The 18,072-nt window shown below is 75.0% G+C and carries 15 protein-coding genes; 8 read left to right on the plus strand and 7 right to left on the minus strand.

The window, feature by feature from the left end; translation table 11 throughout:
* Positions 1-7: 7 nt before the first annotated feature.
* Positions 8-1,474, minus strand: coding sequence for an aldehyde dehydrogenase family protein (locus ACFYMO_RS20025; protein ID WP_366770559.1), 1,467 nt, complete (start codon positions 1,472-1,474; stop codon positions 8-10).
* A gap of 289 nt (positions 1,475-1,763) precedes the next feature.
* Here ACFYMO_RS20025 and ACFYMO_RS20030 point away from each other — a divergent pair, with 289 nt between their 5' ends.
* Positions 1,764-2,702: a Gfo/Idh/MocA family protein gene (locus ACFYMO_RS20030; RefSeq protein WP_388547783.1), complete on the plus strand. Its 939-nt coding sequence runs from the start codon at positions 1,764-1,766 to the stop codon at positions 2,700-2,702.
* Here ACFYMO_RS20030 and ACFYMO_RS20035 read toward each other — a convergent pair.
* The 3 genes from ACFYMO_RS20035 to ACFYMO_RS20045 all read right to left on the minus strand — a co-directional run bounded on the left by ACFYMO_RS20035 (position 2,656) and on the right by ACFYMO_RS20045 (position 5,345).
* Entirely contained in the window at positions 2,656-3,897 is a 1,242-nt protein-coding gene (locus ACFYMO_RS20035; protein ID WP_366770561.1) for an MFS transporter, read from the minus strand. The two genes, ACFYMO_RS20030 and ACFYMO_RS20035, sit on opposite strands and share 47 nt — an antisense overlap.
* 151 nt (positions 3,898-4,048) lie before the next feature.
* Positions 4,049-4,486 (minus strand): MerR family transcriptional regulator, encoded by a 438-nt coding sequence (locus ACFYMO_RS20040; RefSeq protein WP_366770562.1) that lies wholly within the window; start codon positions 4,484-4,486, stop codon positions 4,049-4,051.
* 61 nt (positions 4,487-4,547) lie between these two features.
* Positions 4,548-5,345, minus strand: a complete 798-nt coding sequence (locus ACFYMO_RS20045) for a putative protein N(5)-glutamine methyltransferase (RefSeq protein ID WP_366770563.1) — start codon at positions 5,343-5,345, stop codon at positions 4,548-4,550.
* A gap of 401 nt (positions 5,346-5,746) precedes the next feature.
* Here ACFYMO_RS20045 and ACFYMO_RS20050 point away from each other — a divergent pair, with 401 nt between their 5' ends.
* From ACFYMO_RS20050 to ACFYMO_RS20070, 5 genes are all read left to right on the plus strand, one after another.
* Positions 5,747-6,661, plus strand: coding sequence for a serine protease (locus ACFYMO_RS20050; protein ID WP_366770564.1), 915 nt, complete (start codon positions 5,747-5,749; stop codon positions 6,659-6,661).
* Positions 6,662-6,815: 154 nt separating this feature from the next.
* On the plus strand, positions 6,816-7,463 hold the full coding sequence (locus tag ACFYMO_RS20055; RefSeq protein WP_366770566.1) for a response regulator transcription factor: 648 nt from the start codon (positions 6,816-6,818) through the stop codon (positions 7,461-7,463).
* Between the two features lie 148 nt (positions 7,464-7,611).
* Complete coding sequence (locus tag ACFYMO_RS20060) at positions 7,612-10,734, plus strand: alpha-N-acetylglucosaminidase TIM-barrel domain-containing protein (protein ID WP_388547788.1); 3,123 nt, start codon at positions 7,612-7,614, stop codon at positions 10,732-10,734.
* 87 nt (positions 10,735-10,821) lie between these two features.
* Positions 10,822-11,901 (plus strand): histidine kinase, encoded by a 1,080-nt coding sequence (locus ACFYMO_RS20065; protein ID WP_366770722.1) that lies wholly within the window; start codon positions 10,822-10,824, stop codon positions 11,899-11,901.
* Positions 11,902-11,936: 35 nt separating this feature from the next.
* Complete coding sequence (locus ACFYMO_RS20070) at positions 11,937-13,928, plus strand: hypothetical protein (RefSeq protein WP_388547791.1); 1,992 nt, start codon at positions 11,937-11,939, stop codon at positions 13,926-13,928.
* Between the two features lie 229 nt (positions 13,929-14,157).
* Here the strand turns inward: ACFYMO_RS20070 and ACFYMO_RS20075 are convergent, their stop codons facing one another.
* Complete coding sequence (locus tag ACFYMO_RS20075; protein WP_366770569.1) at positions 14,158-14,928, minus strand: ABC transporter permease; 771 nt, start codon at positions 14,926-14,928, stop codon at positions 14,158-14,160.
* Positions 14,925-15,887: an ABC transporter ATP-binding protein gene (locus ACFYMO_RS20080; protein ID WP_388547794.1), complete on the minus strand. Its 963-nt coding sequence runs from the start codon at positions 15,885-15,887 to the stop codon at positions 14,925-14,927. The genes ACFYMO_RS20075 and ACFYMO_RS20080 overlap by 4 nt, the downstream gene beginning before the upstream one ends.
* Positions 15,888-16,037: 150 nt before the next feature.
* Here ACFYMO_RS20080 and ACFYMO_RS20085 point away from each other — a divergent pair, with 150 nt between their 5' ends.
* Positions 16,038-16,715: a response regulator gene (locus tag ACFYMO_RS20085; RefSeq protein WP_388548144.1), complete on the plus strand. Its 678-nt coding sequence runs from the start codon at positions 16,038-16,040 to the stop codon at positions 16,713-16,715.
* A gap of 42 nt (positions 16,716-16,757) precedes the next feature.
* Here ACFYMO_RS20085 and ACFYMO_RS20090 read toward each other — a convergent pair whose 3' ends face one another.
* Positions 16,758-17,255 (minus strand): MarR family transcriptional regulator, encoded by a 498-nt coding sequence (locus ACFYMO_RS20090; protein WP_366770571.1) that lies wholly within the window; start codon positions 17,253-17,255, stop codon positions 16,758-16,760.
* Positions 17,256-17,344: 89 nt separating this feature from the next.
* Between ACFYMO_RS20090 and ACFYMO_RS20095 the strand changes: the two genes are divergently transcribed.
* The gene (locus ACFYMO_RS20095; protein ID WP_366770572.1) at positions 17,345-18,067 is read left to right on the plus strand and encodes a DUF4386 domain-containing protein; all 723 of its coding nucleotides are present in this window, start codon (positions 17,345-17,347) and stop codon (positions 18,065-18,067) included.
* The last annotated feature ends 5 nt before the right edge of the window (positions 18,068-18,072 follow it).

Genomic DNA, 18,072 nt, shown 5'->3' on the forward strand with positions numbered 1-18,072 from the left:
AGCTTCGTCAGCCCTTGAACCAGCCGGAGGGGGCCGGTGAGAGGTTCTGGTAGATGTGCTTGGCCTCCTGGTACTCGCGCAACCCGGTCGGGCCCAGTTCACGGCCGATGCCCGAGCGGCCGAAGCCGCCCCACTCGGCCTGCGGCACATAGGGGTGGAAGTCGTTGATCCAGACCGTGCCGTGCCGCAGCCGGTTGGCCACCCGCTGGGCGCGGCTCGCGTCGCTCGTCCACACCCCGCCGGCCAGCCCGTAGCGGGTGTCGTTGGCCAGTTCCACCGCCTCGTCCTCGGTGCGGAACCGCTCGACGGTGACGACCGGGCCGAACACCTCCTCCTGGACGATGCGCATCGAGCGGTCGCAGTCGGCGTAGACAGTCGGCAGCAGGAAGTAGCCGTCGGCCAGTTCGGGATCGTCGGGCCGCCGCCCGCCGGTGACCAGCCGGGCGCCCTCCTCGCGGGCGATCTCCAGGTAGCGTTCCACCTTCGCGCGGTGCTCCGCGGAACTGAGCGGGCCCGACTCGGTCATCGGCTCCAGGCCGCTGCCCAGCCGGATGGCGCTCGCCCGTGCGCCCAGGGCCGCCACGAACTCGTCGTGGATGTCCTCCTGCACCAGCAGCCGCGACCCGGCCGAGCAGACCTGCCCCGAGTGCAGGAAGGCGGCGTTCAGCGCGTAGTCGACGGCGGCGGCGAAGTCCGCGTCGGCGAACACCACGTTGGGGTTCTTGCCGCCGAGTTCCAGCGCCAGGTTCTTCACCCCGGGCGCGACACTCTCCATGATCTTCCGTCCGGTCGCCAGCCCGCCGGTGAAGGAGACCAGGTCCACCTCGGCATGGGTGGTCATGGCGGCGCCGACCGTCGTACCGGAGCCCAGCACCAGGTTGGCGACCCCGGGCGGCGCCCCGGCCTCCGCGATCAGCCGGATCATGGCGAGGGTGGACAGCGGTGTCGTCTCGCTGGGCTTGAGCACGAAGGTGTTGCCCGCGGCCAGCGCGGGGGCGACCTTCCAGGACGCCTGGAGCAGCGGATAGTTCCACGGCGCGATCAGGGCGCAGACGCCGACCGGCTGGTGCACGACACGGCTGAGCACGTCGGGCCCGGCGTCGACCACGCGGCCGCCGTCCTTGCCGGCCAGTTCCGCGAAGTAGCGGAAGGCGCCCGCCACGTCCTCGATGTCGACCCGGGCCTCGGTGAGGGTCTTGCCGGTGTCGAGGGTCTCGGTGCGGGCGATCTCCTCCTGGTCGCGCAGCAGCAGTTCGTACACCCGGTAGAGCACGTCGGCGCGGACCCGGGTGGGCGCCGCGGACCAGTCGGCCCGCTCGAAGGCGCGCTTGGCGGCGCGTACGGCCAGGTCGACGTCCGTGGCGTCGGCCTCGTCGACGGTGGCGAGCACGGAGGCGTCGAACGGATTGATCACATCCCGGCGCCCGCCCGCGGTGGCCTGCCGCCACTCCCCGTCGATGAACAGCTCCGCCATCGCCCGTCTCCCTCGCTCGCACCCGACCGGCGTCACGATCGCGTCGCGCGGCACCGCTGGCTACGGGACGCACCGGGCGGCGACGCCTCCGCGGCGATAATCGGCACCGATGGGGCAATCCGCGCCGCTCGCGAGCCGCCTGCGCGGCGGGCGGGCGCGGCGTGCGGTGCCGTCGGGTGCGGCGCTCCCGGACCGTCTCCGCGCCGGTCCGCGCCGGTCCTGGGCGGTCCTGGGCGGTCCTGGGCGGTGCGCGGGACGCCGCGGGGCGCACCCCCGTACGCTGCTCGGTATGAAGTTCGGACTGCTGGGCACCGGTCCCTGGGCGGAACGCACGCACGGACCCGCGCTCGCCGCGCACGAGGAAGTGGAACTGGTCGGCGTCTGGGGGCGCCGCGCCGAGCCGGCCCGGGCCCTGGCCGAGCGCCTCGCGACCCGGCCGTTCGAGGACGTGGACGCGCTGTTCGGGGCGTGCGACGCGGTGGCGGTGGCCCTGCCGCCGGACGTGCAGGCACCGCTGGCGCGCCGCGCGGCCGACGCGGGCTGCCATCTGCTGCTCGACAAGCCCGTCGCCACCGCGCCCGAGGGGGCGCGCGGCGTCGCCGAGGCGGTGGAGCGGGCCGGGGTGGGGTGCGTCGTCTTCTTCACGCTGCACTTCAGCGAACCGACCGGCGGCTGGCTGCGCGAGCAGGCGACGCGCGGGGCCGCCGTACCGCCGTCGGCCTCCGGCGCCGGGGACCGGTCACCCGCCGGGAACGGATGGCTGGTCGGGCGCGCCGACTGGCTCTCCCCCGTCTTCGGCGGCGCCGACTCGCCGTACACCGCCTCCCCTTGGCGGCGCGAGAAGGGCGCGCTGTGGGACGTGGGGCCGCACGCCCTGTCCGTGCTGCTGCCGCTGCTGGGACCGGTCGCCGAGGTGACGGCGGCACCCGGCGGTTTCGGCGACACCGTGCACCTCGCCCTGCGGCACGACTCCGGGGCCTCGAGCACCTGCACGCTGAGCCACTCGGTGCCGCCCGCCGCCGCCGGTGTCACGGCCGAGGTGCGGGGCGCCGCGGGCGTGGCGGAGTTGCCCGTACGTGAGGAGGACCCGGCCGCCGCCTTCGGCCGCGCCGTGGACGCCCTGCTGCGGGAGGCCCGCACCGGCGAGGCGCACCTGTGCGGGGCACGCTTCGCCGAGACGATCACCGCGCTGCTGTACTCGGCTCAGCGGCAGTTGCCGACCCGGTGAGCCCGGTCGGCTGCCGGCCCGTCCGGTCCGGCAGCAGCGCGAGGGCGAACGCGCCCAGCAGCAGAGCCGCTGCCACCACGGGTACATAGCGGACACCGGCCGCGCCGATCACGGCTCCGCCGAGGGCCCCGGCCACGCCCGTGCCCAGATAGAGGCCGGAGATGTTCAGCGCCAGCGCCGTCATCCCTGCCTCCGGTCCGGCTGCCGCCAGGACGCTGCCCTGCACCGGCGGGTTGAGGCCCCAGGCGAAGACCGCCCAGCAGCCCACCACCAGGGCGAGCACGGCCGCGCCGGCCCCGCCCGCGAAGGCCGCCACCGCCGCGGCCCCGAGGGTCAGCGCGTGCCCGCCGAGTACCAGGAGCAGCCCGCGGCGGGGTCCCCAGGCGTCCGCGGCCCGGCCCGCGAGCAGCGCCCCGGCGAGCCCCGCCGCACCGACGAGCAGCAGCAGGAGGGACAGCAGCCCGTAGGAGCCGGTGGCGACCTCGGCCGTGTAGCTGCCCAGGTAGGTGTAGAACATCAGTCCGCCGCTCGCGGCGAGGAACGTCACGGCGACCACCCGCAGCACCGCCGCCTGCCGCAGCGGCGCGAGCCGGCGGCGCAGCGGGGCGGGTGCCGCGCCCGGCACGGCCGGTGCCGTGGCCAGTAGGCCGAGGGCAGCGACGGCCCCCACGGCGGCGATCAGCCAGAAGGTGGCCCGCCAGCCGAATGCGCCGCCGAGCCAGGAGCCGACGGGGACGCCGGTGAACAGCGCCGTCGTCATACCGGCGGTGACGTAGCCGAGGTAGCGGCCCTGCGCGCCCGGGGGCGCCCCGGCGGCAGCGGTGGCGAACGCGGCCGCGGTGACGACGGCGGCGCACAGTGCGGCGGCCACCCGGGCCGCCAGCAGCCACCAGTAGCCCGGCGCGAGCGCCGCCGCGACGTTGGCGGCGACGAAGAGGGCGAGCCCGGTCGCCGTCACCGTACGGCGCGCGAAACGCTCGCACAGCACGGCCAGCGTGGGGGCGCCGAGCGCGTAGACGACGGCGAAGACGGTCACCAGCTGACCGGCCGCCGGGACGCCGACGTCCAGGTCGTCGGCGATCCGGGGAAGGAGTCCGGCGATGATGAACTCGTCGGTGGCGGTGGCCACCAGGGTGAGGAAGAGGATGTGCAGCCAGCTCGGCAGCCGGCCGACGGCCGCGGTCGGGATACTCATGCGGCGCACGGTAGGTGGTGACACCGGTGTCACCTGCAAGCCGGAGACGCCGCTCAGGGACGGAGGCCCGGGACGGTCGGCCCGGGACGTGGCCGCGGGGCAGGGCACCCGTCCGGGCGGGGACCGGGTCCCGCGCCCGGACGGCCGGTGGTCAGGCGTCGGGCTTCCGGACGGCACCGCGGCGGAGGAGTTCGGCCAGGGCTGTACCGGGCTCGTCGGCGCGGAGCTGGGCGATCCGCTGCACCAGCCGGGCCCGGTACCGGTCGAGTTCGGCCGCCTGCTCCTCCAGCGCGGCGAGTCGCCGCTCGTACATCTCCAGCGTCTCCGCAGGGCTGGACCGGCAGGTGAGGAACGCCTCGGTCTTCATGTCCAGGCAGGGCGCCACCTGGCGGATGTCCTCGGTGCCGAGGCCCGCGGCGAGCAGTTCCCGCACGTTGCGCACCCGGTTGACCGCACTGTCCTCGTAGGTCCGCCAGCCCCTGGCCGAGCGCCGGGAGGCGAGCAGTCCCTGCTGCTCGTAGTAGCGCAGGGAGCGCTTGCTCACGCCGGTCCGCTCGGCCAGTTCCCCGATCAGCATGGAAGTCGCCATGCCCGGTCCAACGCGGCGGCCGCCCGGGCGCTTCCCGCCTGGCGGCGCGCCCTGCGCCGGGTCACCGGGACCGGGGGCGGCGGGCCGTCAGGACGGTGGCGGACAGTTCGGGGTCGGTGGTGACGGCGGCCTCCAGTCCGGCGTCGGCCAGGATGCGGGCGGCCGCGGCGGCCTGCCGGGAGCTGGTCTCGGTGAGCAGGGTGCCGCCCGGGGCGAGCCAGTCGGGGGCTGCCGCGGCGACCCGCCGCAGCAGGGCCAGGCCGTCGGGTCCGCCGTCCAGTGCGGGCCGCGGTTCGTGGTCGCGGGCCTCGGGCGGCAGGAGGGGTATGTCGGCGGTGGGGACGTAGGGCACGTTGGCCGTCAGCACGTCGATCCGGCCGCGCAGCCGGTCGGGCAGCGCGGCGAACAGGTCGCCCCGGTGGACGTGCCGGCCGGGTACCGGGAGGTTGCGCCGGGCGCACCGTACGGCGGCGGGGTCGAGGTCGGCGGCGTGCAGTTCGCCGCGTCCGCCGAGGGCGGCGAGCAGTGCCGCACCGACGGCGCCCGTGCCGCAGCACAGGTCCACCAGGACGGGGTCGCCCGTGCGGGGCGCGTCGGCGGCGGCGCGCCGCACCAGGAACTCGGTGCGGCGGCGGGGGACGAAGACACCCGGGTCGACGGTGATCCGCAGGCCCGCGAACTCGGCCCAGCCCAGGACGTGTTCGAGGGGGTGTCCGGCGATCCGGCGGGCGGTCATCTCGGCCAGTGCGGCCGCGTCGCGGGCGGTCTCGGACAGCAGTCGTGCCTCGTCCTCGGCGAAGACGCAGCCGGCGGCGCGCAGCCGCCGGGTGAGTTCGGCCCGCGGGGTGGCGTGGTGCATGGAAGCCCTTCCAGTGCTGGAGCGCTCCCGTCGCCCGCGGCGGTCTCCGCTAGCTGGTGCGGGGCCGTCCGCCGGGAGGCGAGAGCGCGTGGTCTGCCGGAGCGGAAATGCCTCTCACCTCCCTCTGTCACCGCGTCGAACATCCGTTGCCGGTCCGCCGCACTTTATCCCGAGGGGCGGGTGGGTGCATCCGTGGGGCCGCGCCGGTGGGGCGGTGGCGGGTCCGCCGGGCGGAGTGCCGGCCCGGGGAGCGCACACACCGGTCCGGGGGAGACCTCGGGGGGGGCGGCACCAACGCCCCATGGACAACGCTGAGTTGAGCGGATGGGATGGGCTCCTCCACCAGCGGGCGGCGGGCGCCGGCCGGTGGTCCGGCGCCCAGACGAACAGGAGAAGAGGACATGCTCATCACAACCAGCAAGCACGCTCCGGGAAGCCGTCCGGACCGGCGCACCCTCCCCGGCGCCGGCAGGGCAGCCCGCACATTGTGCGCCTCCGTGCTCGGGCTGGGCCTGGCGATGGCGGGTACGACCGCGCACGCGGCCCAGGACGCGAGCGGCGGCGACGGCTCCGGGTCCGGCGCGACGATCATCGGCGGCGGGGAGTCGACCGAGGAGTACTCCTTCGCCGTCTCCCTGCAGAAGCAGCGCGGCGACGACCCCGACGGCCACTACTGCGGCGGGACGCTGGTCGCGGCCGACTGGGTGCTGACAGCGGCGCACTGCGTCACCACGACGGACGGGGCGAACGACCCGGAGGCGTACCACGTGCGGGTCGGCTCCCTGGACCGCACCGCCGGCGGTGCGGTGGCCGGGGTGGCGGAGTTCGTCGTGCACCCGGGCTACACGGCGTACGAGGACGAGGGGAGCGCCCACGACCTGGCGCTGGTCAAGCTCTCCTCCGCGGTCTCGAAGAAGCCGGCACCGCTGGCGGCCCGCACCCCCGCCGCCGGGGACACCGTCAAGGCGACCGGCTGGGGCTACACGAAGGCGACCGGCAACGACCCCTCGCAACTGCCCGTCGAGCTCCGCGAGGTCGATCTGCCGGTGCTCGCCCCCGACACGCCGGAGTGCGTCTCCGGAGCGGCGGACGGGGACGCCTGGGGCATCCGGGAGGGGGACTTCTGCACGGGCAACCCGGACGGCGCTGCCGGTACCTGCGGAGGCGACTCGGGCGCGGCGGCGCTGACGCGGGCGCACGGACGCTGGGTGCTGGCCGGTGTCACCAGCCGGGCCGTGGGTGACTGCGGGACGACGCCCGACATCTACCCGAGCGTCGCCGAGCACCGCGACTGGATACACGACATCGTGGGCTGATCCGCGGCGTCGCGTCCGCGCGGAGGGGCCGGCCGTGCCCGGACTCCTGGCACCGCCCACCACGTCTCCGATGCCCCGCGGGGAGGGGCGGCCCGGTAGATTCGGAGCGCCCTGCGGCCATCCGGCCCAACCCGTCGTGTATTTGGAGTTCTCCGTGCGTGTCGTGATCGCCGAAGACCTGTTCCTGCTCCGGGACGGGCTCGTACGGATGCTGGAGGCGTTCGACTTCGAGATCGCCGCGGCGGTGGACAACGGGCCGGAGCTGAGCCGGGCGCTGCGGGAGAAGGAGCCGGACGTCGCGGTGGTGGACGTCCGGCTGCCGCCCTCCTTCAGCGACGAGGGGTTGCAGTGCGCGCTGGAGGCCCGCCGCAGACGGCCGGGGCTCCCGGTGCTGGTGCTCTCGCAGCACGTCGAGCAGTTGTACGCGCGCGAGCTGCTGGCGGACGGCAACGGCGGAGTGGGCTATCTGCTCAAGGACCGGGTGTTCGACGCGGACCAGTTCGTGGACGCCGTCCGCCGGGTCTCCGAGGGCGGTACCGCGATGGATCCGCAGGTCATCCAGCAACTGCTGTCGCGGCGTGCACAGGACGCGCCGCTGGGGAACCTGACGGCGCGGGAGAAGGAGGTGATGGAGCTGATGGCGCAGGGCAGGTCGAACGCGGCCATCGCGGGGCAGCTCTTCGTCACCGAGCGGGCGGTCGCGAAACACACCTCCAACATCTTCGGAAAGCTGGGGCTGCCGCCCTCGGACGACGACAACAGGCGGGTACTCGCCGTGCTCGCCTACCTCGACCGGGGCTGACCGCTTCGTTACCGTGCCTCCCCGTACGTGTCTTTGGTCACATACGGCAGGACATCCGCCACTGGAGGCGCCCCCCATGTACGAGCCGATCAATGAGCGTGAAAGATACGACAATAACTCTCAAGTACGTCATACCGGTACGCACTCCGTGCCCCCCGCCCGCCCGGCACCCGGCAGACGCGCCGTCCTGGGCACCACCGGAGCGCTCGGCGCGGGTCTCGCACTGGGCAGCGGGTATGTCCCCGCCATGGCAGCGGACCGGACCGGCACGCCCCGCGAAGCGTCCCCCACCGACGCCGCGCAGGCGGCGCTGCGGCGGCTGCTCCCCCGGCACGCCGACCAGATCACGCTCCAGCAGATCGGCGGCCCGGAGCGCTTCAAGGTCACCGGCGGCGCAGGCCGGATCCGGGTGGCCGGCACCGGGCCGGTGGCCCTGCTCACCGGCGTGCACTGGTACCTCAAGTACAGCTGCGACGCGCACCTCTCCTGGGCGGGCAGCCGGCTCGACCTCCCCGAAACCCTGCCCGCGCCCCGCGCGCAGCACGCCCGGCGGGCCACGGTGGACAACCGCTTCGCGCTCAACGACACCCACGACGGCTACACAGCGCCCTATGCCGACTGGGCGCACTGGGAGCGGTTCCTGGACGTCCTGGCACTGCACGGCTTCAACGAGGTCCTGGTCACCGCGGGCCAGGAGGCCGTCTACCACCGGATGCTCCAGGACTTCGGCTACAGCGACCGGGAGGCGCGCTCCTGGATCCCGGCGCCCACCCACCAGCCGTGGTGGCTGCTGCAGAACATGGCCGAGTACGGCGGCCCGATCAGCACCGAGCTGCTGGAGCGGCGCACCGCCCTGGGCAAGCGCATCGTGGACCGGATGCGCGAGCTGGGCATGAAGCCCGTGCTGCCCGGCTACTTCGGCACCGTCCCCGGCGACTTCGCCAAGCGCAACAAGGGCGGCCGCACCGTCCCGCAGGGCAAGTGGGCCGGGCTGGACCGGCCGCCGTGGCTGGACCCGCGCACGGCGGTCTTCCGCAAGGTGGCGGCCGCCTTCTACCGCCACCAGAAGGAACTGTTCGGCGACGTCGGCCACTTCAAGATGGACCTGCTGCACGAGGGCGGCGACCCCGGCGACGTACCGGTGCCGCAGGCGGCGCGGGCCGTGGAGAAGGCACTGCACACCGCACGGCCGGGCGCCACCTGGGTGATTCTGGGCTGGCAGGAGAACCCGCGCCGCGACCTGCTCGACGGACTCGCCGCCAAGGACAGCATGCTGATCGTCGACGGCCTCTCCGACCTGGACCGGGTCACCGACCGGGAGAAGGACTGGGGCGGGGTGCCGTACGCGTTCGGCACCATCCCCAACTTCGGCGGGCGCACCACCATGGGTGCCAAGACCCACATGTGGACCGAGCGCTTCACCGCCTGGCGCGACAAGCCGGGCAGCAAGCTGGCCGGCACCTGCTACATGCCCGAGGCCACCCACCGCGACGCGGCGGCACTGGAGCTGTTCGGCGAGCTGGCCTGGCGGCAGGAGGCCGTGGACCGGGGCGGCTGGTTCGACGACTGGGCGAGGATCCGGTACGGCGGCACGGACGGCAAGGCCAAGGAGGCCATGACGGCGCTGCGCGAGACGGCCTACCGGATCAGCAGCAAGGACGGGCGGCCGCACGACAGCATCTTCGCCGCCCGCCCCAGCCTCTCGGCCCGCTCCGGCGCCTACTACGCCACCCACACCCCCGCCTTCGACCTGCCCGCCTTCGACGCCGCGTTCGACGCGCTGCTGGGCGTCGACAAAGCGCTGCGGGACAGCGACGCCTACCGCTACGACCTCACCGACATCGGCCGCCAGGCGCTGGCCAACCGGTCCTGGTCGCTGATCGGGCAGCTCCAGGACGCCTACAAGCGCAAGGACGCGGCCACCTTCAAGAAGCTGGCGGCGCTGTGGCTGAAGCTGATGGAGCTGGCCGACGACATGTCCGGCGGCCACCGGGCGTTCCTGCTGGGCCCCTGGCTGACGGCGGCCCGCGGCTCCGCCGCCTCCGCGCAGGAGCGGGCGGCCCTGGAGCGCACGGCCCGGGTGCTGGTCACCACCTGGGCGGACCGCCCGACGGCGGACGGCGGCCATCTGGCCAACTACGCCAACCGCGACTGGCAGGGCCTGCTCCGGGACTTCCACCTCCCGCAGTGGCGGGCCTACCTCGACGAGGTGCAGGACGCGCTCGACCAGGGGCGCGCGCCGAAGAAGTTCGACTGGTACGCCCGCGAGGAGCCCTGGACCCGGAAGACCGACGAGTACCCCACCAGACCGCTCACCGATCCGTACGCCACCGCCGTCCGGGTACGCGACGTGCTGGCCAAGGCCCCCTACCAGGGCTCGCTGAAGGTCGCCGCCGAGCCGCGCGCGGTGGCGCCGGGCGAGGTGAGCACCGTGCGCGCCGTCTTCCGGAACGAGAACGGGCTGAGCCCCACCGGCGCCGTCGATCTCGGGCTGCGCGGGCTGGACGGCGCCCGGGCGCAGGACCCGACCTCGCACCGGGCCGTCAGTCCGGGCGGTACGGCCACCGTGCGCTGGCGCTTCACCGCGCCCGCCGGACGGCAGACCGAGCCGCTGGAACCGCTGGAGTACACGGTCGAGGCGGAGAACGGCCCGGCCGGCCAGGAGCGGGTCACCCTCGGCCGGGCCGGCCGTATCTACCGCGCGGGCCCGCTACCCGGCGGGGTGCGGACGGCCACGACCAACGAGGCCGTCTTCGGGCACCTGGGCGGGCGCTGGGCGGTCGACGGCGGCGGGGCCGACCTGTGGCGGTCCACCGCCGAGTTCGGCACCGTCTACCGTCCGCAGGCGCTGCGCGACGGCGGCACCGTGACACTGAAGGTCGTCTCCCAGGAGGACAGCGGCCCGTGGGCACGGGCGGGCATCGTGGTCCGCAACAGCCTCGCCGAGCCGGACGGGGCGGGCTTCGTGAACCTGGCGGTGACCCCGGCCCACGGCGTCGTGCTGTCCCACGACAGCGACGGCGACGGCACCCTGGACAGCTACCGGGCCGTCTCCGGTGTCAAGGCCCCGGTACTGCTGCGGATCTCCCGGTCCGGCACCTCCTACAAGGGAGAGTTCTCGACCGACGGCGGGAAGAGGTGGCGTACCGTCTCAACCGTCGAGGTCCCCGGCGCGTCCGCCAGACAGGACGCCGGGCTGTTCATGTCCGCGACCAACGGCGGCAGCGGTGACCGCGCGCTGGTGGAGTTCGCGGACTGGCGGACCGGGTAGCACGGCGCGGACGGGCGGAGAACGGGTGGAGGACGCGGAGACGTGACGGAGGACAGGCCGCGGGCCGCGGTGCAGTCGCACGAGCTGATGCTGGCGCTCGTGAGAGGGCCCGCGCTCGCGGTCGTCACCCTCCCGCTCTCCATCCTGCTGTTCACCCTCTCCCTCGTCTCGATCGTGCTGCTGCCGATCGGGGTGGGCGTCGTGACCACGCCGCCCGTCCAGCAGGCCGTCCGCTGGTACGCCAACCAGCGGCGTCGGCTGGTGCACGCGTGGGCCGGGCTGGAGGTGCCCGAGCCGTACCGGCCCTGGCCGCGGGACCTGCGCAGCGGTGTCGTGGGGCAGGTCGAGCGGTGCATCCTGCTGCTCAAGGACCCGGCCACCTGGCGCGACATGGCGTGGCTGTCCGCCGACCTGACGGCCGGTTTCGTCACCGCGCTGCTGCCGCCGCTGCTGCCGCTCAACCTCCAGCTCACCAAGGGGATGCTGGAACCCACGCGGGAGATGCTGCTGTCCCGGCGGGTGACGGAGCTGTACGAGACGCGGCACGACGCGGTGGACACCTCGGCGGCCGAACTGCGCCGCATCGAGCGGGACCTGCACGACGGCGCACAGGCCCGGCTGGTCGCCATGGGCATGAGCCTGGGCACCATCGAGGCGCTCGTCGAGCGGGACCCGGCCCGCGCCAAGCAGATGATCGCGCAGGCGCGGGAGAACTCCGCCGAGGCACTGACCGAACTGCGCGACCTGGTGCGGGGCATCCACCCCCCGGTGCTCGCCGAACGGGGGCTGCCCGACGCGCTGCGGGCGCTGGCGCTGCGGATGCCGGTACCCGTCGAGGAGGACATCGAGCTCCCGGGCCGGTTCGAGGAACCCCTGGAGTCGGCGGTCTACTTCGCCGTCAGCGAGCTGCTCACCAACGCCGCCAAGCATTCCCGGGCCGCGAAGGTGTGGCTGGACGTGCTGTACGTCGGCGCTCCGGACGGCTCGGCGATCCGGGTGACGGTGACCGACGACGGCCGGGGCGGCGCCTCGCTCGGCTCCGGCTCCGGCTTGCAGGGCGTCCAGCGCCGGCTCGCCCAGTTCGACGGCGTACTGGCGCTGAGCAGCCCGCCCGGCGGCCCCACGATGATCACCCTGGAAGTACCGGCCGTCCACGCGGCCGAGTGAGGTGACCCCCGGACCGGACACCTCGTTCTGTGGGTGTGAGTGAGCGGACCGCGACGCTGGACGTCGAGCAGGCCGAACTCGCCCTCGTGGAGCACTACGGGAGGCTGGTCCGGCTCGCCTACTGCGTACTGGAGGACGGCCCCCGCCGCGCTCCCGCCGCGCACGCGGTGACCTGCGGGGCGCTGCCCCGGCGGTGCACGTCCACGGCGGCGCTTCCCCGCCCGCGGGCGGCGGACGAGGACCCGGTCTATGTGTGGCTGCGGCTGCGGGTGCTCCGCGCGGCGCTGGCCCGGCCGCGGGGCCCGTGGCTGCCGCGCTCCCTCCCCCGCGGCGGGGCCCCGGCCCGTGCCGCGTACGCGCTGCGGCACCTGGAGCGGATGGCCGACCCGGACATCCGGCGACTGCTGCGTGCCGCCCATGTCCGGGACCCGGACGCGGCGCTGGCCGGGGCCCGGGCGGCGGCCTCCGCACCACCGGCGGCCGGCCCCGCGGCCCCGGAGGCGCACGCGGCGGATCCGTCGGACACAGCGACGGACCTGCCGCAGGTGCCGGTCCCGCCGCAGGTGCCGGACTCGCCCGGTGGTCCCGGCGCATCCGCGCCCGCCGCCGGGCCGGGCCGGGAGCCGTGCCCCCTGTGCGGGGGCGGGGACGGGGTCCGGCACGCCCTCGACACGGTGCGGCGGCGCCGACGGCGGCGGCGGTCCGGGGCCGCGGCGCTCGCGGCGCTGGTGTGCTGCGGGCTGCTCGGGGTGCCGGGCGACACCTGGGGGCCGGACGCCGCCGCCCGGCCGCCGCTGGTGCGCGGCTCCGACGCGGAGCACGCCCTGGATCCGAGTGCGCTGGTGCGCGCGCGGGCCGGTTCCTGGCGGCGGGCCTCCCGGACGGACTTCGGGGCCTGGCCGGCGCGTGGTGCGCTCACCCGCGACGAATCGTTGCTGCGTCGGGCGCTGGTCACCTGGGCGCAGCCGCGGGCCGACGTACGGGTCCAAGCCGCGCCCGGCACCCCGAAGGGCCCGCCGCCCGGTCCGCCGCAACTGCTGTACGCGGGGCGGCTGGCGGGGACCGCCGTGGTGCTGCTGTACGACGGGCTGCGGGTGGCCCGGTACACCGAGCCGCTGGACCCGGACGACGGCTCGGCCGCCGCCGAGGACGGGGTCTCGCTGGAGCTGGCCCGCACGGCGGGTGCGGGGACGGCGGAGTCCGGGGCCCTGGTCGTGACCCGGCGCGGCGGCGAGGTGCGGTATCTGACGGCGCCGTGGATCACCCGCGCGGCCCGGGTGGACCTCCTGGACCCGGCGGACGAGGCGGGCCGGACGCTCGCCCGCGGCGCGGACGGGGTGACCGGACCGGTGCCGTTGCCGGTCACCCTGCCGCGGCACTGCGAGAGCTGGCCGGGGCTGGCGCTGCGGGGCAGCCCGGGGGCGGCGCGGCGCCCGCAGCTCTACACGGATCTGGGCGAGTTGGCCCCGGCACGGCTGACCGACGGGGCCGAGCGGGCGCCCGCGACCGGCGCCGCGGCCCGCAGGCGGCTGGCACGTACGGCATGCCACCTCCCGGCGGTGCTGGACCGGGGGGTCAGGGCCGTCAACTCCTGGCAGTTCGCGCGGCAGCGGCTGCCGGACGGGGACGGCGAGGCGGCGTGGGTGTGCACCAGGGCCGCCACCTGGCGGGGGGCCGGGGCCCGGGTGATGACGCAGTTCCAGCCGCCGGCGGGCGGCCCCGGCCGCCCCGGGGCGGTGACCTCCCGGCTGGAGGACAGCCGGGTGTGCGGGCCGCATGCGCGCGCGGTGCTCACGGGACTGCTGTGGCGATCGACCGAGGGCCGCTGGTATGTGCTGGCCGCCGGGGACGAGGACGTCATCCGGCTGCGGGCACGCGGTGAGGGCCTGTCGGGCGGACCGGCGGAGGCCGTGGACAACACCCTGGCGGTGCGCGCCGGGCGGGAGGCGTCGGTCCGGCTCTCGGCGACGCGCCGGAACGGTACCGACCCGACCGCACCACCCGCCCCCGTCGACCCGCCGGACTGACCCGGGACCTGCCCCAGCGATCCGGTTCGGACGGGGGAACCACGGCGTAGCGGCCGGTCGGCGGACGGCGCGGCGGTTCGCGGGCGGAACCGCCGCACCCCCGCGGGCGGCCACGCATCAGCACCTCGCCAGCATGCGCACCACGGAGGGCACGGAGCCGAAGCCGAGGCGGGCCGCCGTCGACCGGCCGGCCACCCTCGCGCCGGGCCGCCGAGCCCGCAAACCGGCCTCACGCGTCCCGGCGGCGGATCACCACCGCGGCCAGCAGCAGCGCACCCAGCGCCCACACCAGCAGGGCCAGTAGTCCGCCGGGGCGTTCCAGGGTGCCGTTGCCGCCCAGCAGCCAGGCTTCGGAGGCGCTGCCCGGCAGCAGGTCGATCACGGTCTCGGCGCCGGGCACCGGATCCAGCGCCACCGGGAGCAGGAACAACAGTGCGAACAGCGCCGTGATCGTGCCCGCCGACCGGCGCACCACCACGGCCAGCCCCAGCGTGAGCATGCCCAGCAGCGCGGCGTGCACCGCGACGGCCAGCAGTTGACCGGCCGTCCCGGTGGCGTCGAACGTGCTGCGGTCCAGGGCCAGTGCGCCGCAGACCGCGCCCAGCAGCGCGCACGCCAGCCCGGCGGCGAAGACCGCCGCGCCCAGGGTGAGCGCCTTGGCGGTCAGCAGCCGGATACGGTCGGGCACGCACAGCAGGGCCGTCGCCGCACCTCCGGTGGCCTGCTCGCCGGTCACCGCCAGCATGGCGAGCGAGGCCAGCACGAGGCAGGTGCCGTTGAGTTCGGCCACCACGGCCGGGTCGCCGGGCGAGGCACCCGGATCGTGGGTGAGCACCCCCGTGGCGGAGGCGACCAGCCCGGTCAGGGTGAGCGCGCCCAGCAGCAGGTACCAGGTCGAGCGCAGGGACACCAACTTGGTCCACTCGGCGGCCACCGCCCACCGCAGGGCGGTACGGCGCCGGACCGTGCGGGCGACCGGTTCCGTGCCGGCGGCGCTCACCGGGCCACCTCCGCTTCCCCGGTGGCGGCCCGCTCCGGGCCGGCCGCGCCGGTCTGCGCGTACTCCACACTGTCCGACGTCAGCCGCAGGTACGCCTCCTCCAGCGACGCCTCCTCCGCGCGCAGTTCGTGCAGCCGGACGTGCGCCCGGTGGGCGAGGTCGCCCACGTGCTCGACCGACGTTCCGCCGACGGCCAGCGCATCCGGACCGGTCCAGTCCACCTCGGCGCCCGCCGCCACGAGCCGGCCGGCCAGCAGCCGCAGCCCGCCGGGCTCGGGTCCCCGCACCCGCACGGTGCCGCGGGTACCGGCGGCGACCACCTCCGCGACGGTCCCGTCGGCCAGCAGCCGGCCCCGGCCGATCACCACCACCCGGTCGGCGGTCAGCTCCAGTTCGCTCATCAGATGGCTGGAGAGGAAGACGGTGCGGCCCTCGTCGGCGAGGGAGCGCAGGAAGGTGCGCACCCAGCGCACCCCGTCCGGGTCCAGTCCGTTGACCGGCTCGTCCAGCAGCAGCACCGCCGGATCGCCGAGCAGCGCGGCGGCGATGCCCAGGCGCTGGGACATGCCCAGTGAGAAGGACCCGGCCCGCTTGTCCGCCACGTCGGCCAGACCGACCGCCTCCAGCACCTCGGGCACCCGGCGGGCGGGGATGCCGTTGCTGCGGGCCATCGCCAGCAGGTGCCGGTGCGCGGTGCGGCGGGGATGCGCCCCACGGGCGTCGAGCAGCGCGCCGACGGTGCGCAGCGGGCGGTCGAGACCGGCGTAGGGCCGGCCCTGGACCAGGGCGCTGCCGGAGGTGGGCCGGTCCAGTCCGGTGATCATGCGCATGGTGGTGGACTTGCCGGCGCCGTTGGGGCCCAGGAAGCCGGTGACCTTGCCGGGCGCCACGTCGAGCGTCAGCTGGTCGACGGCGGTCTTCTCGCCGTATCTCTTGGTGAGTCCGCGCAGTGTGAGCATGCCGGGGACGCTATGCGGCGCCGGGAGCGGGGACAGTGCACGCGGGTCAACGGCATCCCTGCACTTTCGTCGGGGTCCGCGGCCACGGCGCACGGGGTTAGCGTGAGAACCGCACCATGGGTGGCCACGGGCGAGAACGGGGAAGACACCATGATCCGGGTACTGCTGGCGGACGACGAGGCGATGATCCGGGCCGGGGTCCGGGCGATCCTCGCGTCGGCCGGGGACATCGAGGTGGTCGCCGAGGCCGCCGACGGGCGCGAGGCGATCGCGCTGGCCCAGCGGCACCGTCCGCACGTGTGCCTGCTCGACATCCGGATGCCGCACCTGGACGGTCTGCGGGCCGCGGCCGAACTGCGCCGCACTTGCCCGCAGAGCGCGGTGATGATGCTGACCACCTTCAACGAGGAGGAGTACATCGCCACCGCACTCGGCTCCGGTGCCGCCGGGTTCGCGCTCAAGTCGGGCGACCCCGGCGAACTGCTGGCCGGGGTGCGCGCGGTGCACGGCGGAGGCGCCTACCTCTCCCCCACCGTGGCCCGGCACGTGATCACGCAGCTGGCGGGCGGGCGGCTGGGCCGCCGGGCCGAGGCGCGGGCCCGCACCGCGGCGCTGACGCCGCGCGAGCGCGAGGTACTGGGCTTGGTCGGCGCGGGCCTGTCCAACGCCGAGATCGCCGACCGGCTGCATGTGGTGGAGGGCACGGTGAAGACCTACGTCAGCCAGGTCCTCGCCCGCCTGGAGCTGAGGAACCGCGTCCAGATCGCGGTCCTGGCCCACGAGGCGAGCCTGGTGCCGGACGGTACGGGCGACGGCGCGGAGGGCTGAGCCCGGTCTCGACGCGGCTCCGGCCGGCCGGGGCCGGGCGGGTCAGCGGCCTTCGCGGGCCGAGCGGAAGCCGGGGTGCACGCCGGGGGCGAGCCCTTGCTGTTCGGCGACGCGCTGCAGCAGTCCGGTGAGCTGTCGGCGCTGCGCGTCCGAGAGCCCCTCGGTCAACTGTCTCTCGTGTTGGGCTCCCAGCTTCCGCAGTTCGCCCAGCAGTTGTTCACCGCGATCGGTCAAGTGAACCGCGTACAGGCGGCGGTCCGCGGGATTTCTGCGCCGCTCGATGAGGCCGCGCTGCTCCAGTTCGTCGGCGAACGCGACGAATCTGCTCGGCGGCATCCCCAGGTCGTCGGCCAACTCGCGCTGACTGCGGCCGGGGGAGCCGGCCAGCAGCCGGAGCAGTCCGCTCTGCGGCGGAGTCAGGTCGAGCGCCGCGATCCGCTCGGCGAACAGCTTGGCTGCGTGCGAACCGAGTTGGGCCAGCAGGAACGCGGCGCCGACCGGCGGCGCGTCCGGGCGCTCACCCTCATGAGTCATTGCCATACGGACATCATAGCGGCTTGACAATCGTTTCGACATGTAATCATTATCGAATGCATCGACCATCTGGTCGGCCAACGGGAGGAGCACCCATGTCCACGTCCACTCCGGCCGCCGCCGCACCGGCCCCCGAGCACGGCACCGCGTCCGGCCCCGAACCCGGCCGCCACCCGCACGGCGGACCTCCCCTGCTGGCACCCGTACTCGCCTTCGTCGCGCTGACCATCGGCTACGTCGTCGCCAACAGCTCCACCCCGCGCCCCGACGCCGAAGGCCGGAAGGTGCTCGAACACGCACGGGACAGCAGCACCGCCATGGAGGTCGGCTCCCTGCTGCTGCTCGCCTCCGCGGTGCCGCTGGCGCTGCTGGCAGCTCTCGTCCACCGCCGGCTGCGGGCGCTCGGCGTCACCACTCCCGGCCCGACCATCGCCCTGGCCGGCGGGATCCTGGGGGCCGCAGCACTCAGCGGCAGCGCGCTGTTCGGCCAGGCCGTCAGCCGGCTGCCCATGGACGCCGATCCGGCGCTGGCCCGCGCGCTGGCCGACCTGTCGTTCCTGTCCGGCGGCGTCGTCTACACGGTGATGTTCGCCCTGCTCCTCGCGGGCGTCTCGGTGACGGGCCTGCTGAGCGGACTGCTGGGCCGGACGCCGGCCTGGGCCGGCCTGGTGCTGGCCGGGGCGGGAATGCTCTCGCTGCTGTCGCTGGTGGCCGACCCGTTCGCCTTCCTGCTGCCGGTCGTACGCTTCGGCGGGCTGGTGTGGCTGGTGTGCGTCGCGCTCCTGCTGCCCCGCACCCGGCCCGCGCCCCGCCGATGAGCCAC

Source organism: Streptomyces sp. NPDC007025 (assembly GCF_042869455.1).
Taxonomy (GTDB): domain Bacteria; phylum Actinomycetota; class Actinomycetes; order Streptomycetales; family Streptomycetaceae; genus Streptomyces.

What these genes read in the sequence shown, in the direction of transcription:
- ACFYMO_RS20025 (WP_366770559.1), bottom strand. Translation starts at nt 1,474, where the DNA reads ATGGCGGAGCTGTTCATCGACGGGGAGTGGCGGCAGGCCACCGCGGGC.
- ACFYMO_RS20030 (WP_388547783.1), top strand. Translation starts at nt 1,764, where the DNA reads ATGAAGTTCGGACTGCTGGGCACCGGTCCCTGGGCGGAACGCACGCAC.
- ACFYMO_RS20035 (WP_366770561.1), bottom strand. Translation starts at nt 3,897, where the DNA reads ATGAGTATCCCGACCGCGGCCGTCGGCCGGCTGCCGAGCTGGCTGCAC.
- ACFYMO_RS20040 (WP_366770562.1), bottom strand. Translation starts at nt 4,486, where the DNA reads ATGGCGACTTCCATGCTGATCGGGGAACTGGCCGAGCGGACCGGCGTG.
- ACFYMO_RS20045 (WP_366770563.1), bottom strand. Translation starts at nt 5,345, where the DNA reads ATGCACCACGCCACCCCGCGGGCCGAACTCACCCGGCGGCTGCGCGCC.
- ACFYMO_RS20050 (WP_366770564.1), top strand. Translation starts at nt 5,747, where the DNA reads ATGCTCATCACAACCAGCAAGCACGCTCCGGGAAGCCGTCCGGACCGG.
- ACFYMO_RS20065 (WP_366770722.1), top strand. Translation starts at nt 10,822, where the DNA reads ATGCTGGCGCTCGTGAGAGGGCCCGCGCTCGCGGTCGTCACCCTCCCG.
- ACFYMO_RS20080 (WP_388547794.1), bottom strand. Translation starts at nt 15,887, where the DNA reads ATGCTCACACTGCGCGGACTCACCAAGAGATACGGCGAGAAGACCGCC.
- ACFYMO_RS20085 (WP_388548144.1), top strand. Translation starts at nt 16,038, where the DNA reads ATGATCCGGGTACTGCTGGCGGACGACGAGGCGATGATCCGGGCCGGG.
- ACFYMO_RS20090 (WP_366770571.1), bottom strand. Translation starts at nt 17,255, where the DNA reads ATGGCAATGACTCATGAGGGTGAGCGCCCGGACGCGCCGCCGGTCGGC.
- ACFYMO_RS20095 (WP_366770572.1), top strand. Translation starts at nt 17,345, where the DNA reads ATGTCCACGTCCACTCCGGCCGCCGCCGCACCGGCCCCCGAGCACGGC.